This is a genomic window from Plantibacter lichenum, assembly GCF_050587525.1.
Classification (GTDB): domain Bacteria; phylum Actinomycetota; class Actinomycetes; order Actinomycetales; family Microbacteriaceae; genus Plantibacter.
Map to the genome: position 1 here is coordinate 189,453 of NZ_JBOBFT010000002.1, position 16,440 is coordinate 205,892.

A 16,440-nucleotide genomic window follows, 5' to 3' on the forward strand; every position below is an offset into this window, starting at 1 on the left:
CGGGCCGGCCTCCGGTCCCTGAGCCTGTCGAAGGGTGACGTCCAGCGCAGGGAGACTCCACTTCGACAAGCTCAGTGACCGGTAGTTCGGCTCAGCGACCGGTGGTTCAGCTCAGTGACCGGGCCGGAGCGATCAGTGCGCCCGGTAGAACTCCGGCTCCGGGAGGTTCGCGTCGCTCCGCACCCGACGAGACAGACGCTCGATCGAGAGCAACGCCGACACGACGTCGTTCGCGCGCACCTCGAACGGCATGTTGTGGATCGTCTCGCTCTCGACCGTCGCCGCCTCCGCGACGAGACGCAGCTCGTCGAGGTTCCCGGTGGTCAGGCCGATCTCGGTGAGCGTCGTCGGGAGTCCGACACGGGTCGTGAACTCGATGAAGTCGGTGATCTCCGACGTCGGCGCACCCTCGAGGATGAGCTGCGTGAGCGATCCGATGTTCACCTTCTGACCGTGGGCGAGGCCGTGCGTCTGCGGGGCCGCCGTCAAGCCGTTGTGGATCGCGTGCGCTGCGGCGAGGCCACCCGATTCGAAGCCCAGACCGGAGAGCAGCGTGTTCGCCTCGATGACCTTCTCCACCGATGGCGTGACGAGGTTGTCACGCACCGCATCGAGCGCGGGCAGCGCGTTGTCCCACAGGATGTCCCAGCTGAGCTTCGCGAGCGCGGTACCCGTGAGGGTCGGCACACCGCCCGCCATCGTCAACGAGTTGGATCGCGAGGTCGCCCGCGCCTCCAGCCACGTCGCCAGGGCATCCCCGACGCCGGCGGCGAGGAACTCGGCCGGCGCGTTCGCGACGAGCTGCGAGTCGACGAGCACGAGGTCCGGGTTGCGCGGGAAGAAGCGGTACTCCTCGAACGCGCCCTCCTCGGTGTAGACGACGGCGAGTGCCGAGGTGGGCGCGTCGGTCGAAGCGACGGTCGGCACGCTCACCCAGCGGATCCCGGCGAGGAATCCTGCGGCTTTCACCGCATCGATCGTGCTGCCGCCACCGACGGCGACGACGACGTCGGCTCCGGCATCGGTGATCGCACCCACCAGGCTGTCGATCTTCGCCGATGTCGCGAGGCCGTTGAACGTTTCGCGCGTGAACGGGAGGTCGGCGCCTCCGAGGGAGGCCTCGACATCGTGACCGACGAAGCCCCACACCACATCATCGGAGACGATGAGGGGGACGGAGCCGATCGGGCTGAGGAACTCCCCGAGGCGGGTGATCGCCCCCGGACCCTGGACGTAACGGCCAGGGCTGATGACGGTTCGGACGGGACGCTGAGTTGTTGAGGTGGACATGGTTCTCCTCTGGACTTCGGTGTCGGGTTCGCGGGGTTCCGCACTTCGACGCTACGACAGGCGCCTGAGCACGCTCTCCGTTCGGCACCGTTCGAGTGGGGTATGTGCCGTGAGGCGCCCGGGCCGCTTGAAGCACTTCGGCAGGCTCAGCGACCGGGCTCCACCTCCGGTCCCCGAGCCTGTCGAAGGGCGCACGGGTGGGGCACTTCGGCAGGCTCAGCGACCAGGGTCTGAAGCGCGCCGGCGAGCAGGGGTCAGCCGAGGAGACGACGCTCCACGTCGGGGTCGAGGCCGACCGCGGGACGGTCGGCACGCTGCGGCGCCGTACCGCCGATCGCCTGCAACCACGCCCAGGTGTCCGCGACCGTCTCAGCGACGGGACGGATCCGCAGCCCGGAATCGATCGCACGACTGACATCGGCATGGTGCATCGCATCCGCACCCTCACCGGCAGGCAACCAGACCGGCAGCTGCGTCCACGGTACGACGCCGGCGGCGAGCAGCACCTCGGGGTCGATCCATTCGAGGACCGCATCCGAGCCGGTCGCTGCCACACAGGCGTCGAGCAGCTCGCCCATCGTGATGCCCCCGTCCTCGCTCACGACGTTGAAGGGACCGCTCGCACCGATCGACGCGGCATCGAGGATCCACGATGCGAGATCACGGGCGTCGACGTACTGGATCGGACCGGAGGCGGGACCGGGGGCGAGCACCCGGCCGCCCTGGGCGATCCGACCGAGCCACCACGGCAGACGGCCGATGTTCTCGAACGGTCCGAGGATGAGGCCGGCGCGGGCGAGGATCGCCCGGTCGCCGAACGCCGCGACGGCAGCGAGCTCACCGCCCCGCTTGGCACGCGCGTAGTCGTCGAAGTGCTCGTCGTGCGCCGATCCCTCGACGACGGCGGCGTCCTCAGCGGCACCGGCGGGCGCCGGGTATGCGTAGACGGAACGGCTCGACACGTAGACGTATCGTGCGGCGCGGTCGGCGAGGAGCGTCGCGGCGTCGCGTACGGCCGACGGAGCCCACGACCAGGTGTCGACGACCACGTCCCACTCCCCCAGCCGCAGCGCATCCAGCCCGCCGGGCAATGAACGGTCGCCGTGGAGCGTCGTCACGGCTTCCGGACGCTGATCGTCGCGACGGGTGCCGCGATTGAACACCGTGACGTCCCATCCGGCGGCGAGCGCCGCATCGACCACGGCACGGCCCACGAACTCTGTGCCGCCCAACACGAGGATCCTGTTCGTCTGCATGCCCTCCATGGAAGCCCATCAGGCTGTGCGGCGCCAGAGCTTTCGCCGACAGCAGAGGTCGCCCAGGCCGGCCCGGTCACTGAGCCCGTCGAAGTGCCACCGCAAGGCCCCCCCCTTCGACAAGCTCAGGGACCGGAGGCAAGCTCAGGGAGCGGAGGCAAGCTCAGGGACCGGGGAACACGATCAGGGACCGCGCCGGATGCCGACTACTTGCGGCTGTGCTCCAGCGAACCGGCCTGCAGTGCAGCCTCGTCGTTCAGGTCCACCCGGGATGCCTTGTAGTAGCTGTCCCACTTCACGATGTGGAAGATCGGGTTGACGGCGAGCCAGTACAGTCGGCGCTTCCAGCCGTACTGCTTGTCACGAGCGATGCGAGGGGTGTCCCGCAGCGCCCCCCGCCCGATGTACGCGATCTGTCGCCCACGACCGAGCGGCGGAATCGGCTTCCCGATGCGGCGCAGCGCCGTCGTCTCGTCGAAGATGCGCATGCCGTACTCGCGGAGCGTCAGGTCGTTGGAGTGCACGACCCAACCTCGCGGCGCATACGCCTTCCGGAGACCGGCGGCGATGATGTCCTCACCGAACGCCATGTCCTCCGAGTAGGGGAGGTCGCGGTACGGGATGTCGCCGAGCAGCAGCTCGCGCCGCGTCGCGGAGTTGACGTCGGAGTAGAACGCGAGCGCGTCGAGCAGGCCTTGGTTGCCGTCCGCGAAGCCGTCGTTGGAGAAGATCGTCGTCCCGAAATCCGGACCGAAGTTCTGGAAGACACCGGTGATCTCGTACTTGAGCAGCGGGAAGCACGTCACCCGTGGCACCTGCTTGCCCATGACCGCGACCGCATCGATGCCGTCGGGATCGAGCGGCGCCGTGATCTCGTGGAGCCAGCGGCTGTCGCCGGGGATCGCATCGTGCGTCAGGTATACGACGTACCGCCCGTTCGCCATGCGCGCCGCGAGCTGACGCGTCCGGCCGTGACCGAACTCGCTGTTGGGGATCCGGTGCAGCCGCACGTTCGGGTGCGCAGCGACGATGTCGAGGGTACGGTCGGTCGATCCCGAGTCGATGACGAGCGTCTCGACGGTCCCGTCGTAGTCCTGCGCTTCGATCGCGGTGAGGATCTGCTCGAGGTACACCTCCCCGTTGTAGGTGGGGATGACGATCGTCGCGTCCAGCGTCGCCGGCGGGATCGGGTCGTTCGGCTGTCCGTCGTTGCTCGTATTCACCTGACCAGGGTAGCGGCCTACGCCGAGAGGCTCACCGAACGCGGCGCCGGGTCCGGGCGGTACGAGCGCACCGCATCGATCACGCGATGGATCTGCTGGTCGTCGAGCCCCGCCCAGAGCGGAAGTCGGACGAGCCGCCTCGAGAAGTGGACCGCGTTGTCGACGCTGCCCGAAACACGACCGTGACGAAGACCGGCCGCGCTCGAGTGCAGCGGCACGTAGTGGAATGTCGCGACGATGCCGAAGGTTCGCAGGTGGGTGATGAGGCCGAGCTGCGATTCCTGGTCGGGCATGAGCACGAAGAAGAGGTGCGCCGCGTGGTTCACACCGTCGGGCACGGTCATGAGCTGCGCGCCGACGGCATCGGCCCAGTCGGCGAGCTCGACGGCGTAGCGGTCCCAGACGGCGTGGCGCTTCCGCTGGATGAGGTCGAAGTACTGCAGCTGCGCGTCGAGCACGGCCGCCTGCAACTCGCTCATGAGGTAGCTGGATCCGACGTCGACCCAGCTGTACTTGTCCACCTGGCCGCGCAGGAACTTGGAGCGGTCGGTGCCCTTCTCCCGAACGATCTCGGCGCGTTCGAGGAGGCTCAGGTCGTTGATGATGAGCGCGCCGCCTTCCCCGGAGTGCACGTTCTTGGTGTCATGGAAGCTCTGGATGCCCATCACGCCGAAGGTGCCGAGGCGCTTCTCTCCGTGCTGCACGCCGAGCCCGTGCGCATTGTCCTCGACGACCGGGATGCCGTGCTCGGCGCCGATCGCGAGGATGGCGGCGAGGTCGACCGGGACGCCCCCGTAGTGCATGACGGAGATCGCCTTCGTGCGCGATGTGATCGCGGCTTCGACGGCGGCGGGATGGATGTTGCCCGTCATGGGATCGCTGTCGACGAAGACGCAGGTCGCGCCGGTGAGGGCGACCGCGTTCGCGGCGGACGGGAAGGTGTAGGTGGGGAGGATGACCTCGTCGCCGGGGCGCAGGCCGAGGAGGATGCTCACGAGGTCGAGCGCATGGCTGCCGGAGCTCGTGAGGAGGACACCGGTGGTGCCGGTGATCTCACGGAGGCGCCCCGTGGCGGATGCCGTGAACGCGCCGTCCCCGTGGGCGTGGTCGGAGGACAGGACGCGTTCGAGATTGACGAGTTCGCCGGGAGCGCGGTACGGCCGGGAGAACGGGATGAGGTCGTCGAGCGAGCGGCCGGCGGGCTGGCGAGCGGGATCGGGCTGGCGAGGAGAGCGCAACGCAGCCTCCGCGGTGGTCGGTGCTGGCTGCTGCGGCGACATCGTTCACGCTCCCCTTGGCGAAAGTTGCCTCATCCTATGCACTTTCTATGAATTCGACATGAATGGAACGCCACGAACGGCAATCTCTCACGGGAAACACACGGGAAGTGATACGGCGAGCGCCGCCGACCCATCGCGCAGGCCTCGAAATCGGAGGGTTGTGTAGGTTAGGCTTACCTTAACTATGAACGTTTCTCCGCCGGCAGCCACCCCGAATCCGCTGCACCGAACCTCACGCGGCGCGGACCTCTGCGCACCCCTCAGCGCACCCCGACGCAGGGCGCGACGCACCAGCATCGTGGCCGTCGTCGCGGCGCTCGCCATCGCTCTCTCGGCGTGCGCCGGTGGCCCAGCCACCTCGGGTTCGGGCTCGGAAGCGGCCGCGACGGCAGCGTGCGGCGACTCCACACCGCTCGCGGAGCTGACGCCGGTCGCCGACCCCCGCACCTTCGAGGGCCCGACGACCGCGTGCATGAACCAGCCCGGCATCACGCCCGTCGCGAAGCACGTGACCTCGAAACTCCCCGTGAAGGTGACCGACAACCAGGGCACCCAGGTCACCGTGACCGACACCAGTCGGATCCTCGCGCTCGACCTCTACGGCTCGCTCGCCGCGACCGTCTTCGGTCTGGGGCTCGGCGACAACGTCGTCGGACGCGACACCTCCACCGGCTTCCCGGAGGCCGCCGACCTCCCCCTCGTGACGCAGAACGGCCACGAACTCAACGGTGAAGCGATCCTCGCGCTCAACCCGTCGGTCATCATCACCGACAGTTCGATCGGCCCGTGGGACGTCGTCCTGCAGATGCGAGAGTCCGGCATCCCCGTCGTCGTCCTCACCCCGCAACGCAACCTCGACAACATCGACGACCTCGTCCTCCAGGTCGCCGCGGCACTGGGCGTCCCGCACGAGGGCGAGCTCCTCAACGCGCGCATTCAGGCGGACGTGTCGAAGACCATCGGCGACATCGCGGCGCTCGCCCCGAAGGATCCCGCGGATCGACCACGAGTGATGTTCTTCTACGTCCGCGGCAACGCCGGGATCTACTACATCTTCGGCGAGGGATCCGGTGCGGACGCCCTCATCGACAGCCTCGGGGCCGTCGACGTCGCAGCGGAGATCGGCTGGAAGGGCATGCGGCCGATGACGGCGGAAGCGCTCATCGACGCCGCACCCGACGTCCTCATCATGATGACCAAGGGACTCGAATCCGTCGGCGGGGTGGACGGCCTGCTCGAACGCATCCCCGCCATCGCCGAGACGCCGGCCGGACAACATCGGCGCGTCATCGACATGAACGACACCGAGGTCATGAGCTTCGGGCCGCGAACGGCCGCGGTCCTCGACGCCCTCGCCCGCGCACTGTACGCGCCGGAGGCCGACGGGAAATGACGCGAGTGAGCGATGATCGGGCGTCCGGCGCCTCGGTCCCCGAGCCGGTCGTTCCGGCCCCTGAGCCTGTTCCGGTCCCTGAGCCCGTTCCGGTCCCTGAGCCTGTTCCGGTCCCTGAGCCTGTCGAAGGGCGTGGATCCCTTCGACACGCTCAGGGGTCGGGCGCTCAAGCACTCCCGCGCACGAACCCACTCCGCGCAGGCACCCTCACCGTCGTCCTCGCGATCACGCTCGTCGTCCTCGCCCTCGTCTCGGCCGGTATCGGCCAGCTGCACGTCCCGCCGCTCGAAGTCTTCGGCTCGATCATGCACAAGCTCGGCCTCGACGCCCTGCCGATGCCGACGCACCCGAACGGCGAGAGCGCCCTGTGGAACATCCGATTCCCCCGCGTCGTCATGGCACTCGTCATCGGTGCAGCCCTGGCCGCTGCGGGCCTCCTCATGCAAGCCGTGTTCGGCAACCCGCTCGCCGAGCCCGGCGTCGTCGGCGTCTCCGGTGGGGCGGCGCTCGGCGCAGCGGCCACGATCGTCTTCGGCTGGGCCTTCCTCGGCGAGTGGACCGTCGCGGTGACCGCGTTCGTCGGCGGCCTCCTCGCGACCTTCCTCGTCTACGCGATGAGTCGCGCGAACGGCCGCACCGAGGTCATCACCCTCGTCCTCACCGGCATCGCGATCAACGCGTTCTCCGGTGCGGGCCTCGCCTTCATGACCTTCCTCGGCGACACCTCGGCGCGCGAGCAGATCGTGTTCTGGCAACTCGGCAGCCTCAACGGGTCGCGCTGGCAGCAGGTCGGCATCGTCGTCCCCCTCGTCATCGTCGGTCTCGTCGTCGCGTTCCTCGTCACGAAACTGCTCGACCTCCTCTCCCTCGGCGAGAAGAGCGCGAGGCACCTCGGAGTCAACGTGGAGGGCCTGCGCATCCTCGTGATCGTGATCGTCGCGCTCCTCGTGGGGGCGAGCGTCGCGTTCGCGGGCATCATCGCGTTCGTCGGCCTCGTCATCCCGCACCTCATGCGGATGATCATCGGGCCGGCGCACCTGCCCCTCCTCATCGTGAGCACCCTCGGCGGCTCCGTCCTCCTCATGGGCGCCGACCTCGTCGCCCGCACGGCAGTCCCGCTCGCCGACCTCCCCATCGGCATGCTCACCTCACTCGTCGGCGGTCCCTTCTTCTTCTGGCTGCTCCGGCGCACCAGGCGCAGCTCGGGAGGCTGGGGATGAGCGCGCAGAGCAACAACAGCGGCAGCAGCAGCGCGACGAGCGTGGCGAGCACGACGAGGGACCGTCATGCCGGCCGCCCACCGGCAGCACCGCATCGGAGCACCCGCTTCGACGTCCCGACCGCCCTCGAACCCGGCACGACGGCCATCGACGTCCGCGGCGTGAGCGTTCGCATCGACGGCAAACAGATCCTCGACGACGTCACCCTCGACGTCCGATCCGGCGAGGTGCACGCGCTCATCGGTCCGAACGGCGCGGGCAAGTCGACGCTCCTCGCCGCGATCACGAGCGATCAGGCGATCAGCGGCGGCAGCATCGACATCGCCGGTCGGCCCCTCGCCGACTGGCCGCTCCGTGAACTCGCGAGGCGTCGCGCCGTGCTCCTCCAACACAACGAGGTCTTCTTCCCCTTCACCGTGCAGCAGGTCGTCGAGATGGGGCGTGCGCCGTGGCGGCGGACGATTCGGGAAGCCGATGACGACGCGGCCGTGGCGGAGGCGATCACCGTCACCGACATCGGCCGGTTCACCGAACGACAGGTGCCGTCCCTCTCCGGCGGCGAGCGCGCCAGGACCGCGCTCGCCCGGGTGCTCGCGCAACGCACGGGCATCCTGCTCCTCGACGAACCGACCGCCGCGCTCGACCTCCGACATCAGGAGGACGTCCTCCGGCTCGCGCGTGAAGCGGCTGCTGAGGGCGACGCCGTCATCGTCGTCCTGCACGATCTCAACCTGGCCGCCGCGTACGCCGACCGGATCTCGCTCCTGCAGACGGGCCGCCTCGTGATGACCGGTCCGCCAGCCGCGGTGCTCACGCCCAAGCGCATCACCGAGGTCTACCGCTATCCCGTGGAGGTGATGTCCCACCCTACGACCGGTGCGACGATCATCCTGCCCGTCCGCTGATCCCGGGCCTCTCCTCTCCTCTCCTCTCCTCTCCTCTCCTCCTGCCGCCGCCTCTGCCCTGGCTGCCCCGGCACAATTCCGGAAGTCCTGTTCACAACTCAGGAGCGCTGCGGCGTGTCGGCTGCGACACGCCGCCCGGGGCCGCCGACACTCCGGGATGCTCCTGAGTTGTGAACAGCCACGGCCCGAGTGGCAGGCCACGGACAGGCACAGCACGAACGGCCGGACCGCTCAGAGCAGCTCGATGATCCGCTCCACGAGGATGGCGGCGCCGATGAGCGTCATGACGATGCCCGACGCCTTCGTCACGACGACCGCCGCCTTCGGCCGTGACCGCAACAGACGTCGCGCGAGGTGCGCGACGCTCGAGTAGATGACCGCGCAGTTGAGCAGGTGGAGCGCGCCGAGGACGAGCATCTGCGTCGTCGACGGCCAGCCGGTAGCCGAGGTGAACTGCGGCAGGAGGGCGAGGAGCAGGAGGAGGCCTTTCGGGTTGATCGCGCTCACCCCGGCGCCCCGGAAGAACTGTCCGACCGCGCCGCCGCGGATCGGTTCGTCGCTCGCCTGGATCGGCGGAACCGGGCGGAACAGAGTCGAGAGCCCGAGCCAGATCAGGTACGCCCCGCCGGCGAGCGTCAGGACCGTCAAGAGCATCGGGTACGTCGTGACGAGCGCGCCCACCCCCACGGCCACGATCGTGATGACGACCGCGTAGCCCGTCAGCATCCCGAGGATCGACGGGAGGATCGTTCTGGCGCGCAGACCGGCGGCGATGGCGTACGCCCAGTCCGCGCCCGGGGTCAGTGCCAGCAACACGGCGACCACCCAGAACTGTCCGATGAGCGATGCGTCCACGATCGTTCCTCCTCCCGGAAGAAGCTACGCAGAAAACGGTGGAATGTGCTTCGATGTACGCTTCGGTTTCGCCTGATGTGCGCAAGAATTATTGACATGGACGCACTTGACCGAGAGATCCTTGCATCCCTGCAAGAGGATGGCCGGATCAGCGTGACCGAACTGGCCTCGCGCGTTGGCCTCAGTCTGTCGGCGTGCCATCGCCGTGTTCGCGAACTGGAGCAGTCGGGAGTCATCGAGCACTACCGCGCTGTCGTCTCGCCAGAGGCCGTCGGGCTCACGTTCGAGGCGATCGTGTTCGTCACGATCGGACGCACGGACCCCGAGACGGTCGCGGCGTTCGAAGCCGCGGCCACCGCATTGCCCAACATCGTGCAGGCCGAACGACTCTTCGGCGAGACCGATTACGTGCTCCGTGTGCTCACGCGCGATCTCGCCGCCTACCAGGAGCTCTACGACGGCGCCCTCGGCGGCCTCCCGGGAGTCCAACGCCTCACATCCACGCTCGTGATGAAGCGCCTCGCGACCACCCACGGCGTCCCCCTCCCCTGAGCACACCGCCAGGTCCCCACCCGCCGAGGTGAGGCTTCCGGTTGCTCAGGAGCGCCACGGACGACCGGAAGCCTCACCTCGGCGGATCAGAGGCCAGGACGGGGGATGCGGGCGGACGACAGGAGGCCGCCCCGGACGGGACGGCCTCCTGTGTTGCGTGGCCCGTGGCCGCCGCGGTGCGCGCAGCGACCACTGACCACGGGTCTCATCAACCGATGAGCACTCCCTGCTCGCGGCGACGGCGAGCGGAGACCGCCAACCAGGCACCGGCGATGAGGAACAGTGCAGCCCCCAGGATCGGGAGGACGGGGTCCGCACCGGTCGAGGCGAGCTTCGCCGTGCTCGTCGTGGTCCCGTCGGGGTTGACGGTGACCGTCACCGTGAACGTGGCGACACCGATGAGCGCACCGGACGCGTCCACGATCGCGATGCGGTGGTCGCCGGCAGGCAGGCCCTCCGGCAGCGTGAGCGTGACCGTGCCGGATGCATCGACGAGGTTCCAGCCGAGCCACTGCGGCGTCGAGTAGACCGTCGCACCGACGAACTGTCCGGCATGCTTGGCACCGACGTTCACGACCACGGTCGATCCCGTGATGCCGTCGATCGTGACGGTCGTGTTCGGCGTTGCCGCGTTCAGCTGCTCATCCGTCAGCGGCTTGGGAGCCGATGCCGGAGCGGTCAGCGTGATCGCCGCAGCGGAACTCGTGACCGAGCTGCCGCCCGTGCCACCCACCGTGGTGGGGATGGGGTTGCTGACGACCGCGCGGTAGGACTCGCCGCCCCGGACATCGGCCGATGCGACGGTGAGCGTCGTACCGGTCGCGCCCTGCACATCGGTCCACGAGGTGCTGCCGAGCGCCTGCTTCTGCCACTGAACGGCAGGTGCCGGCGATCCGGAGACCTCCACCGTGAACGTCGCGTCAGCGCCGCTCGCGACCGTTACCGCTGTCGGCTGACCCGCGATGGCTGCCTGCTCGCCGACCGTGAGGGTCGCAGCGTTCGATCGGATCGTCTCACCGACGCCGTTGGTGACGACCGCACGGTACTGGTTGCCGTTGTCAGCCGCCGTGTAGGCGACGTCGAGCACAGCGCCGGAGGCCCCGTCGATCGAGGTCCACTCGCCACCGGCGATCTGGCGCTCCCACGTGACCGTGGGGACCGGGCTGCCGGCGACACCGACCGTGAACCGTGCGACCGGGGAACCGGCCACCGGCGCGACGGGCGCCGTGATCGACCCGGGCTGGGTCGTGATCGTCGCCGGGACGGTGACGGTCAGGACGGCCTGCTCCGAGGCGAGCAGGCTCGAGATGCCGGCGAGCGATGCGTCGGTGATCTCCGTCGGGATGGTTCCCGTGACGACGGCGCGGTACGCCGTACCAGAGACCGCGAGCACTGCAGGAACCTGGAGCGTCGTTCCCGTGGCGCCTGCGACATCGGTCCAGGTGGACGCGCCAGCCGCGAGCGACTGCCAGCGAACGGTCGTGCCGGTCCCGGCGAAGGCGACCGTGAAGTCGACCTTGGTTCCGTCGACGGCGGTGACCGATGCCGGCTGCGCCGTGATGACGGCGGGCGTTCCGACCGTGAGGGTCGCGACGTGGCTCGTCGCGCTCTCGTCGGCCGTGTTGGTGACGACCGCCCGGAACTGCGAGCCGCTGTCCGTTTCGGTGTAGGCGAAGGCGTAGACGGACTCCGTCGCGCCGACGACGTCGGTCCACGTCGAACCGATGAGACGCTGCCACTGGATCGACTTCAGGGCGGGCTGCGCGGTCGCTTCGATGCCGAAGGAGACCGTCGCGGGGCCCGTCACGGGGGTCACGGGAGCGACCCAGCTGGCGGGCTGCTTCGTGATGGCGATGGCCGTGGTCTGCACGGTGAGGCCGGCTGCCGCACTCGTGACGCTGAACACGGAACCGTTGATCTCGGTGGGGATCGAACCGGTGACGACCGCGCGGAACGCTGCGCCGTCATCGGTCTTCGCCGCCGTGACGTTCAGCGTGGTCTTCGTCTCGCCTGCGAGGTCCTTCCAGGTGGAGGAACCGGCGTCGAGGCGCTGCCACTGCACGGCTGCGTCATCTCCCGCGACACCCACCGAGTACGTTGCCGTCTGCTTGGGGAGGACGCTGGCCGCGATCGGCTGCGAGGTGATCGCCGGGGCAGTGCCGACGGTCAGCTTCGCGGCATCCGAGGTGACGGACGAGCCGAGGCCGTTCGTCACGACCGCGCGGTAGGAGGTGCCGTTGTCGGAGGCCGTGTACGCGACGTTGAGCGTCGCAGCTTCGGCGCCGTCGATCGTCGTCCACTCAGCCGTGCCGAAGCGCTTCTGCCAGCTGATCTGCGGCGACGGAGTGCCCGTCGCTGCGACCGTGAAGCTCGCGGTGGCGTCACCGGTCGCCGGCGTGACCGGTGCGGTCACGTTGGTCGGCTGCGCGGTGATGGTCGGTGCGCCCTGACCGATGATCGGGAGGACGATGCCTGCGTCGTAGCTGCGGTCTGTCGTGTTCTTGTTGAAGACGACAGCCGAGTAGGCGACGTTCGGGTCCAGCAGGCCCGGCTCGATCGTCGGCACGAAGGTGAAGTATCCCTTCGTGAAGTTCCACTGCGACTGGATGTCGTTCTTCCAGACCGCGTCGGGAGCCGTGTAGGTGGCGCCGCGTGCGTTCCAGCTCGCCGTGGGGACGACCGCGACCGTGACGTCTGCCGTCGGGTCGGGGAAGCCGCCACCGCGGATGTACACGTTCGTCTCCACCGCGGGATCGATGGCACCCGACCCCGGGAGACTCTCCGGTGCAACCGCGAGGGTCGGTGAGCTCGGTTTCGGCAACACGTGGAGTGATGCCGGCTTGCTCTCGACCGTGTCGTACCCGTTGGTGACGAGCAGGCGGTAGAGCGAACCGTCGTACGACTCTGGGATGTTCGGGATCTGGTAGTTCGAGTAGTCCTGGGCCGGCGCGAGGTCCGTCCAGGTCTTCCCACCGTCGGAGCTGAGCTGCGGCGTGTACGACGGGTCCGGGAACCCGCTGAAGTACGCGCTCAGGTACAGGTCGGAGCCGGCGAAGACCGTCTCGTCGCCGACGGGGTACTCCTCGACGAGCAGCGTCTGGGCATTGACCCGGAATCGCGCGGAGTCGGAGTCGACGGACAGGCCGTCGTTCGTGATGCGCACCTTCACGTAGGTGGCGTCGGTCGTCGCCGGTGCGTTCGTGACCGAGTAGGTCGCCGAGGTCGCACCCGGGATGTTCGTCCAGGTGTACCCGTCAGGCGTCTGCATCCACTGGTAGTGCAGATCCTGCTTGCTCGTGGCCTCGACGGAGAACGACGTGTCCTTGCCGGTCACGAGGCTGACGCCCTTCGGCTGCTTCGTGACGGTGATCGGTTCGAGCGTCGTGTACGGCGGGACGCCGCCGTCGAGGCTGAGTCCAACGCCCATGGGCGGCTTCTGCGGGTCGGCGCTCAGGCCGCTCGTGTGCCAGTAGCTGGACAGGCCGCTGCGGTACTGGAAGTCGACCATGTCGGTCGGCCAGGAGCCCCAGTTCGGGTTCGCCGCCTTGGCTTCGTCGGGGATGGCCGATGCCGCTTCGCGTCCCGAGTTCGGGTCGTTCGCGTCGATGAGGCGGTGGTAGTCGACGCCGGCGTAGACCGGCGTGGATGTGATCGTGTCGCCCGAGATCGAGACGTTCTTGAGGTTGAGGATCGTCATGTCCTTCTCCGGCGGGAGCGGGACCTTGACGTTCGGGTCCGCCATCGATGCCGCGAAGCCGGACAGTTCCGCCTTCATCACGCCGTTGCCGGCTGCGTCGATGGTGAGCTTCGGGTCCGTGACCGACCACGGCACCAGGCCGCCGTAGGAGTAGACCGTGAAGGAGCCCTTCCACTGGATGACCGTTTCGCCGGTCTCCGGGTTGGTCGTGCCGGTGCCGTTCGTGAAGAGGACGCGCTGACGAGCGTCACCGTTCTCGATCGGGGTGCACCGGTTCTCCTTGGTGACCTCGATGGCTGCGCCGTTCGCTGCGCGCTTGATGAGGACGACGTCGCCGTCCTTCGTCTTGTAGCTCGCGTCGGTGCCGTCGGCGATGCCTGCGACGAAGTAGCTGCACGCCCCGTTGGCGGATGCGCCCTGCGAGACGGCGTTGATGCCCCACTCGAAGGTCGCATGCTCGACGGGGTTCAGGACGACGGGCTTCGGGACGACGGTCAGTGTGACCGTGTCGCTCGTGACGGTGCCTGCGACGACGACGCGGAACTTCGCGTCGGTGTCGGCTGCTGCCGTCGTCACGCTGAGCGTGCGGTCGGTCGCGCCCTGGACGTCCGCCCAGTCGGTGCCGTCGCTGCTGCGCTGCCACTGGTAGCTGATCGGGTTGCCGGAGGCGTTGACGGTGAACGTCGCGGCCTTGCCCTCATCGGCCGTGACGTCCTTCGGCTGCGTGCTGATCTCTGCGGGGGTCTGCTGGATCGACACGGTGAAGGGCAGCGTCGGCTTCTTGAGGTTCAGGCCGGTGCAGCTCGTCGTGTAGTAGTGCGTGCGGACGGATGACGGGACGAAGTTGATCCAGTCGGTCGGCCAGGCGCCGCCGATGCCGTCGCAGAGAGTGTTCTTGACGACGCCGTCGACGGAGTAGGTGCGGCCGGCGTAGTCGGGGACGACGGAGATGACGCCGTCCTTCACCGTGACCTTGGAGAGGGTGACGGTCGTGATGCGGGTGGGGCCCACTGCGGGCGTCGGGTTGCCGGACATGTCGACCGCTGCCGGGATGTAGGCCTCGAAGCTCAGTGAGCCGGTGCCGTCGGGGTTGATCGTGAGGATCGGCTTGCGGAGGGTCTCGTCGGGTGCGCCGAACTGGCCGCTGTAGGCGTTGATGACCCAGTCGCCGGTGTCGGCCCACGTGATCGTGCCGGCGCCGGTCGCCTCGTCGAGGGTTCCCGTTCCGCCGTCGAAGCGGACGAGGGTGAAGTCGGTGTCCTTGTCGACGTCATTGCCGGTGACGGTCTTGCCGTTCGTGGTGGTGAGGCTGACGTTCTTCCCGTTTGCCTTCTGCGACCAGGGGCCGAAGACGCCGTACTGCGCGTAGGCGGTGTAAGCCCATTCGAGCTGGGCGCCGGTGACCTCGATGGTCGGCTTGGCGGCGACCGTGAGGGCCGCGGGGTCGGAGGTGACGGGCTTCGCCGCGGCGTTGTCGACGATCACTCGGAACGATGCGCCGTTGTCGGCCGCCGTTGCTGTGAACGCGTACGTGGCGGCGTTCGCGCCGTCGATGTTCGCCCAGTCGGTGCCGTTGCCGCTCCGCTGCCACTGGTAGCTGAGCGGTGCGTCACCGGCCGCGGTGACGGCGAACGACGCCGTGGCGCCGTCCGCGACGGATGCGGCCGCGGGCTGGGTCGTGATCGACGCCGGCACCTTCTCCGGTTCCGTGGGCGCCGCCGAGTAGCTCACGCTGAGCGGGAGCATCGGCTTCGCCTTGTCGGTCGATCCTCCGCTCGAGTACCAGTACGGGGCCTGGCCGGTGAGCGCCTGGAAGTTGACGAACGACTGCGGGAACGAGCCGGAGGTCGCGTTGCCGAGCACCTGGTCGGGCTGGTCGGCTGGCGGGGTGATCTGCACGCCGAGGTAGTCGGGCGTGACCGTGATCCCGGTGTCGGTCAGTTCGACGCCGGAGAGGCTCGCGATGACCGTGTCCGGCTGTTCGGGGAGGACGACGAACTTGGTCGTGTCGGTCATGTCGGTGCCCCAGCCGCCGAGGGTCGCGGTGACCGTCCCGGTGCCGTCGGGTTCGACGGTGAGCTTGGGGTCGACGACGTAGAACTGGGTGAGGCCGGTGTAGTAGGCGACCGTGAAGGTGCCGTTCCACTGGATCTCGGCGGTGCCGGCGGACGTGTCGACCGTGCCGGTGCCGCCGTCGATGACGACCTGGTGTCCGCTGTAGCGGTTGTTCGTGGGGGGTGAGGTGCTCGCGCCGTTGGCGTCGGTCCGGAGCCCCGCCCAGGTCGCGGGCGCGGTGCCGCCGGTGGCGGTCTGCTTCTCGATGTGCACGTTGCCGGCGCCGTTGTTCGCGGCGTTCCATTCGGCCTCGGTGATGAGGTCGGCGGCGTCGACCTTGTTGATGTTGCCTGCGCTCAGGAGGTTGAATCCGCCGTTGAACGCGGAGTTGTTGGTCTCGTTGTTGACGCCCCAACGGAACACGGCGTCCGTCACGGAGTGGCTGCCCGCAGGGGCTGCAGCGGGTGCCGCGCTGGCCGGGGCGGCGGCCGTGAGCCCGAGGGCGACGACGGCGATCGAGGTCAGGAGGGTCGTCGCGGCCCGGAAGGGGCGACGCCTGGGCGCCGCGCTCGGCGGGCCGCTCGGTGGACTGCTGTGTGCGCCTGGGGCGCTGCGTGGGACGGGCAAGGCGAACTCCGTTTACTGTGACGAAGGGGAAGCCGGGAACCGCTCGGGGAGCGGCGTCGCGAGTGCGACGATCCAAGCGAAGTTAGC

General features: G+C 68.7%; 10 protein-coding genes. 4 read left to right on the plus strand and 6 right to left on the minus strand.

Annotated elements, in window-relative coordinates:
* Positions 1-132: 132 nt before the first annotated feature.
* The 4 genes from ACQ3HB_RS04295 to rffA form a co-directional block, all read right to left on the minus strand.
* Entirely contained in the window at positions 133-1,290 is a 1,158-nt protein-coding gene (locus tag ACQ3HB_RS04295) for a glycerol dehydrogenase (RefSeq protein WP_430918068.1), read from the minus strand.
* Between the two features lie 254 nt (positions 1,291-1,544).
* Positions 1,545-2,546, minus strand: coding sequence for an NAD-dependent epimerase/dehydratase family protein (locus ACQ3HB_RS04300; RefSeq protein WP_430918069.1), 1,002 nt, complete (start codon positions 2,544-2,546; stop codon positions 1,545-1,547).
* 206 nt (positions 2,547-2,752) lie between these two features.
* Positions 2,753-3,769, minus strand: coding sequence for a glycosyltransferase (locus ACQ3HB_RS04305; RefSeq protein ID WP_430918071.1), 1,017 nt, complete (start codon positions 3,767-3,769; stop codon positions 2,753-2,755).
* A gap of 17 nt (positions 3,770-3,786) precedes the next feature.
* Entirely contained in the window at positions 3,787-5,049 is a 1,263-nt protein-coding gene (rffA, locus tag ACQ3HB_RS04310) for a dTDP-4-amino-4,6-dideoxygalactose transaminase (RefSeq protein ID WP_430918072.1), read from the minus strand.
* A gap of 298 nt (positions 5,050-5,347) precedes the next feature.
* Here rffA and ACQ3HB_RS04315 point away from each other — a divergent pair, with 298 nt between their 5' ends.
* The 3 genes from ACQ3HB_RS04315 to ACQ3HB_RS04325 are packed head-to-tail and all read left to right on the plus strand — an operon-like array spanning position 5,348 to position 8,567.
* On the plus strand, positions 5,348-6,442 hold the full coding sequence (locus tag ACQ3HB_RS04315) for a heme/hemin ABC transporter substrate-binding protein (RefSeq protein WP_430918073.1): 1,095 nt from the start codon (positions 5,348-5,350) through the stop codon (positions 6,440-6,442).
* Positions 6,443-6,447: 5 nt separating this feature from the next.
* Positions 6,448-7,662 (plus strand): FecCD family ABC transporter permease, encoded by a 1,215-nt coding sequence (locus ACQ3HB_RS04320; RefSeq protein ID WP_430918075.1) that lies wholly within the window; start codon positions 6,448-6,450, stop codon positions 7,660-7,662.
* Entirely contained in the window at positions 7,659-8,567 is a 909-nt protein-coding gene (locus ACQ3HB_RS04325) for a heme ABC transporter ATP-binding protein (RefSeq protein ID WP_430918077.1), read from the plus strand. Before ACQ3HB_RS04320 ends, ACQ3HB_RS04325 begins: the two co-directional genes overlap by 4 nt.
* A gap of 231 nt (positions 8,568-8,798) precedes the next feature.
* On the opposite strand, the gene ACQ3HB_RS04330 is transcribed toward ACQ3HB_RS04325, so the two are convergent.
* Positions 8,799-9,422, minus strand: coding sequence for a LysE family translocator (locus tag ACQ3HB_RS04330; protein WP_430918079.1), 624 nt, complete (start codon positions 9,420-9,422; stop codon positions 8,799-8,801).
* Between the two features lie 96 nt (positions 9,423-9,518).
* Between ACQ3HB_RS04330 and ACQ3HB_RS04335 the strand changes: the two genes are divergently transcribed.
* Positions 9,519-9,974 carry an Lrp/AsnC family transcriptional regulator gene (locus tag ACQ3HB_RS04335; protein WP_430918081.1) on the plus strand — a complete coding sequence of 152 codons (456 nt, stop codon included), beginning with the start codon at positions 9,519-9,521 and terminating at the stop codon, positions 9,972-9,974.
* 208 nt (positions 9,975-10,182) lie between these two features.
* On the opposite strand, the gene ACQ3HB_RS04340 is transcribed toward ACQ3HB_RS04335, so the two are convergent.
* Complete coding sequence (locus ACQ3HB_RS04340) at positions 10,183-16,353, minus strand: beta strand repeat-containing protein (protein ID WP_430918082.1); 6,171 nt, start codon at positions 16,351-16,353, stop codon at positions 10,183-10,185.
* Between the last annotated feature and the right edge of the window lie 87 nt (positions 16,354-16,440).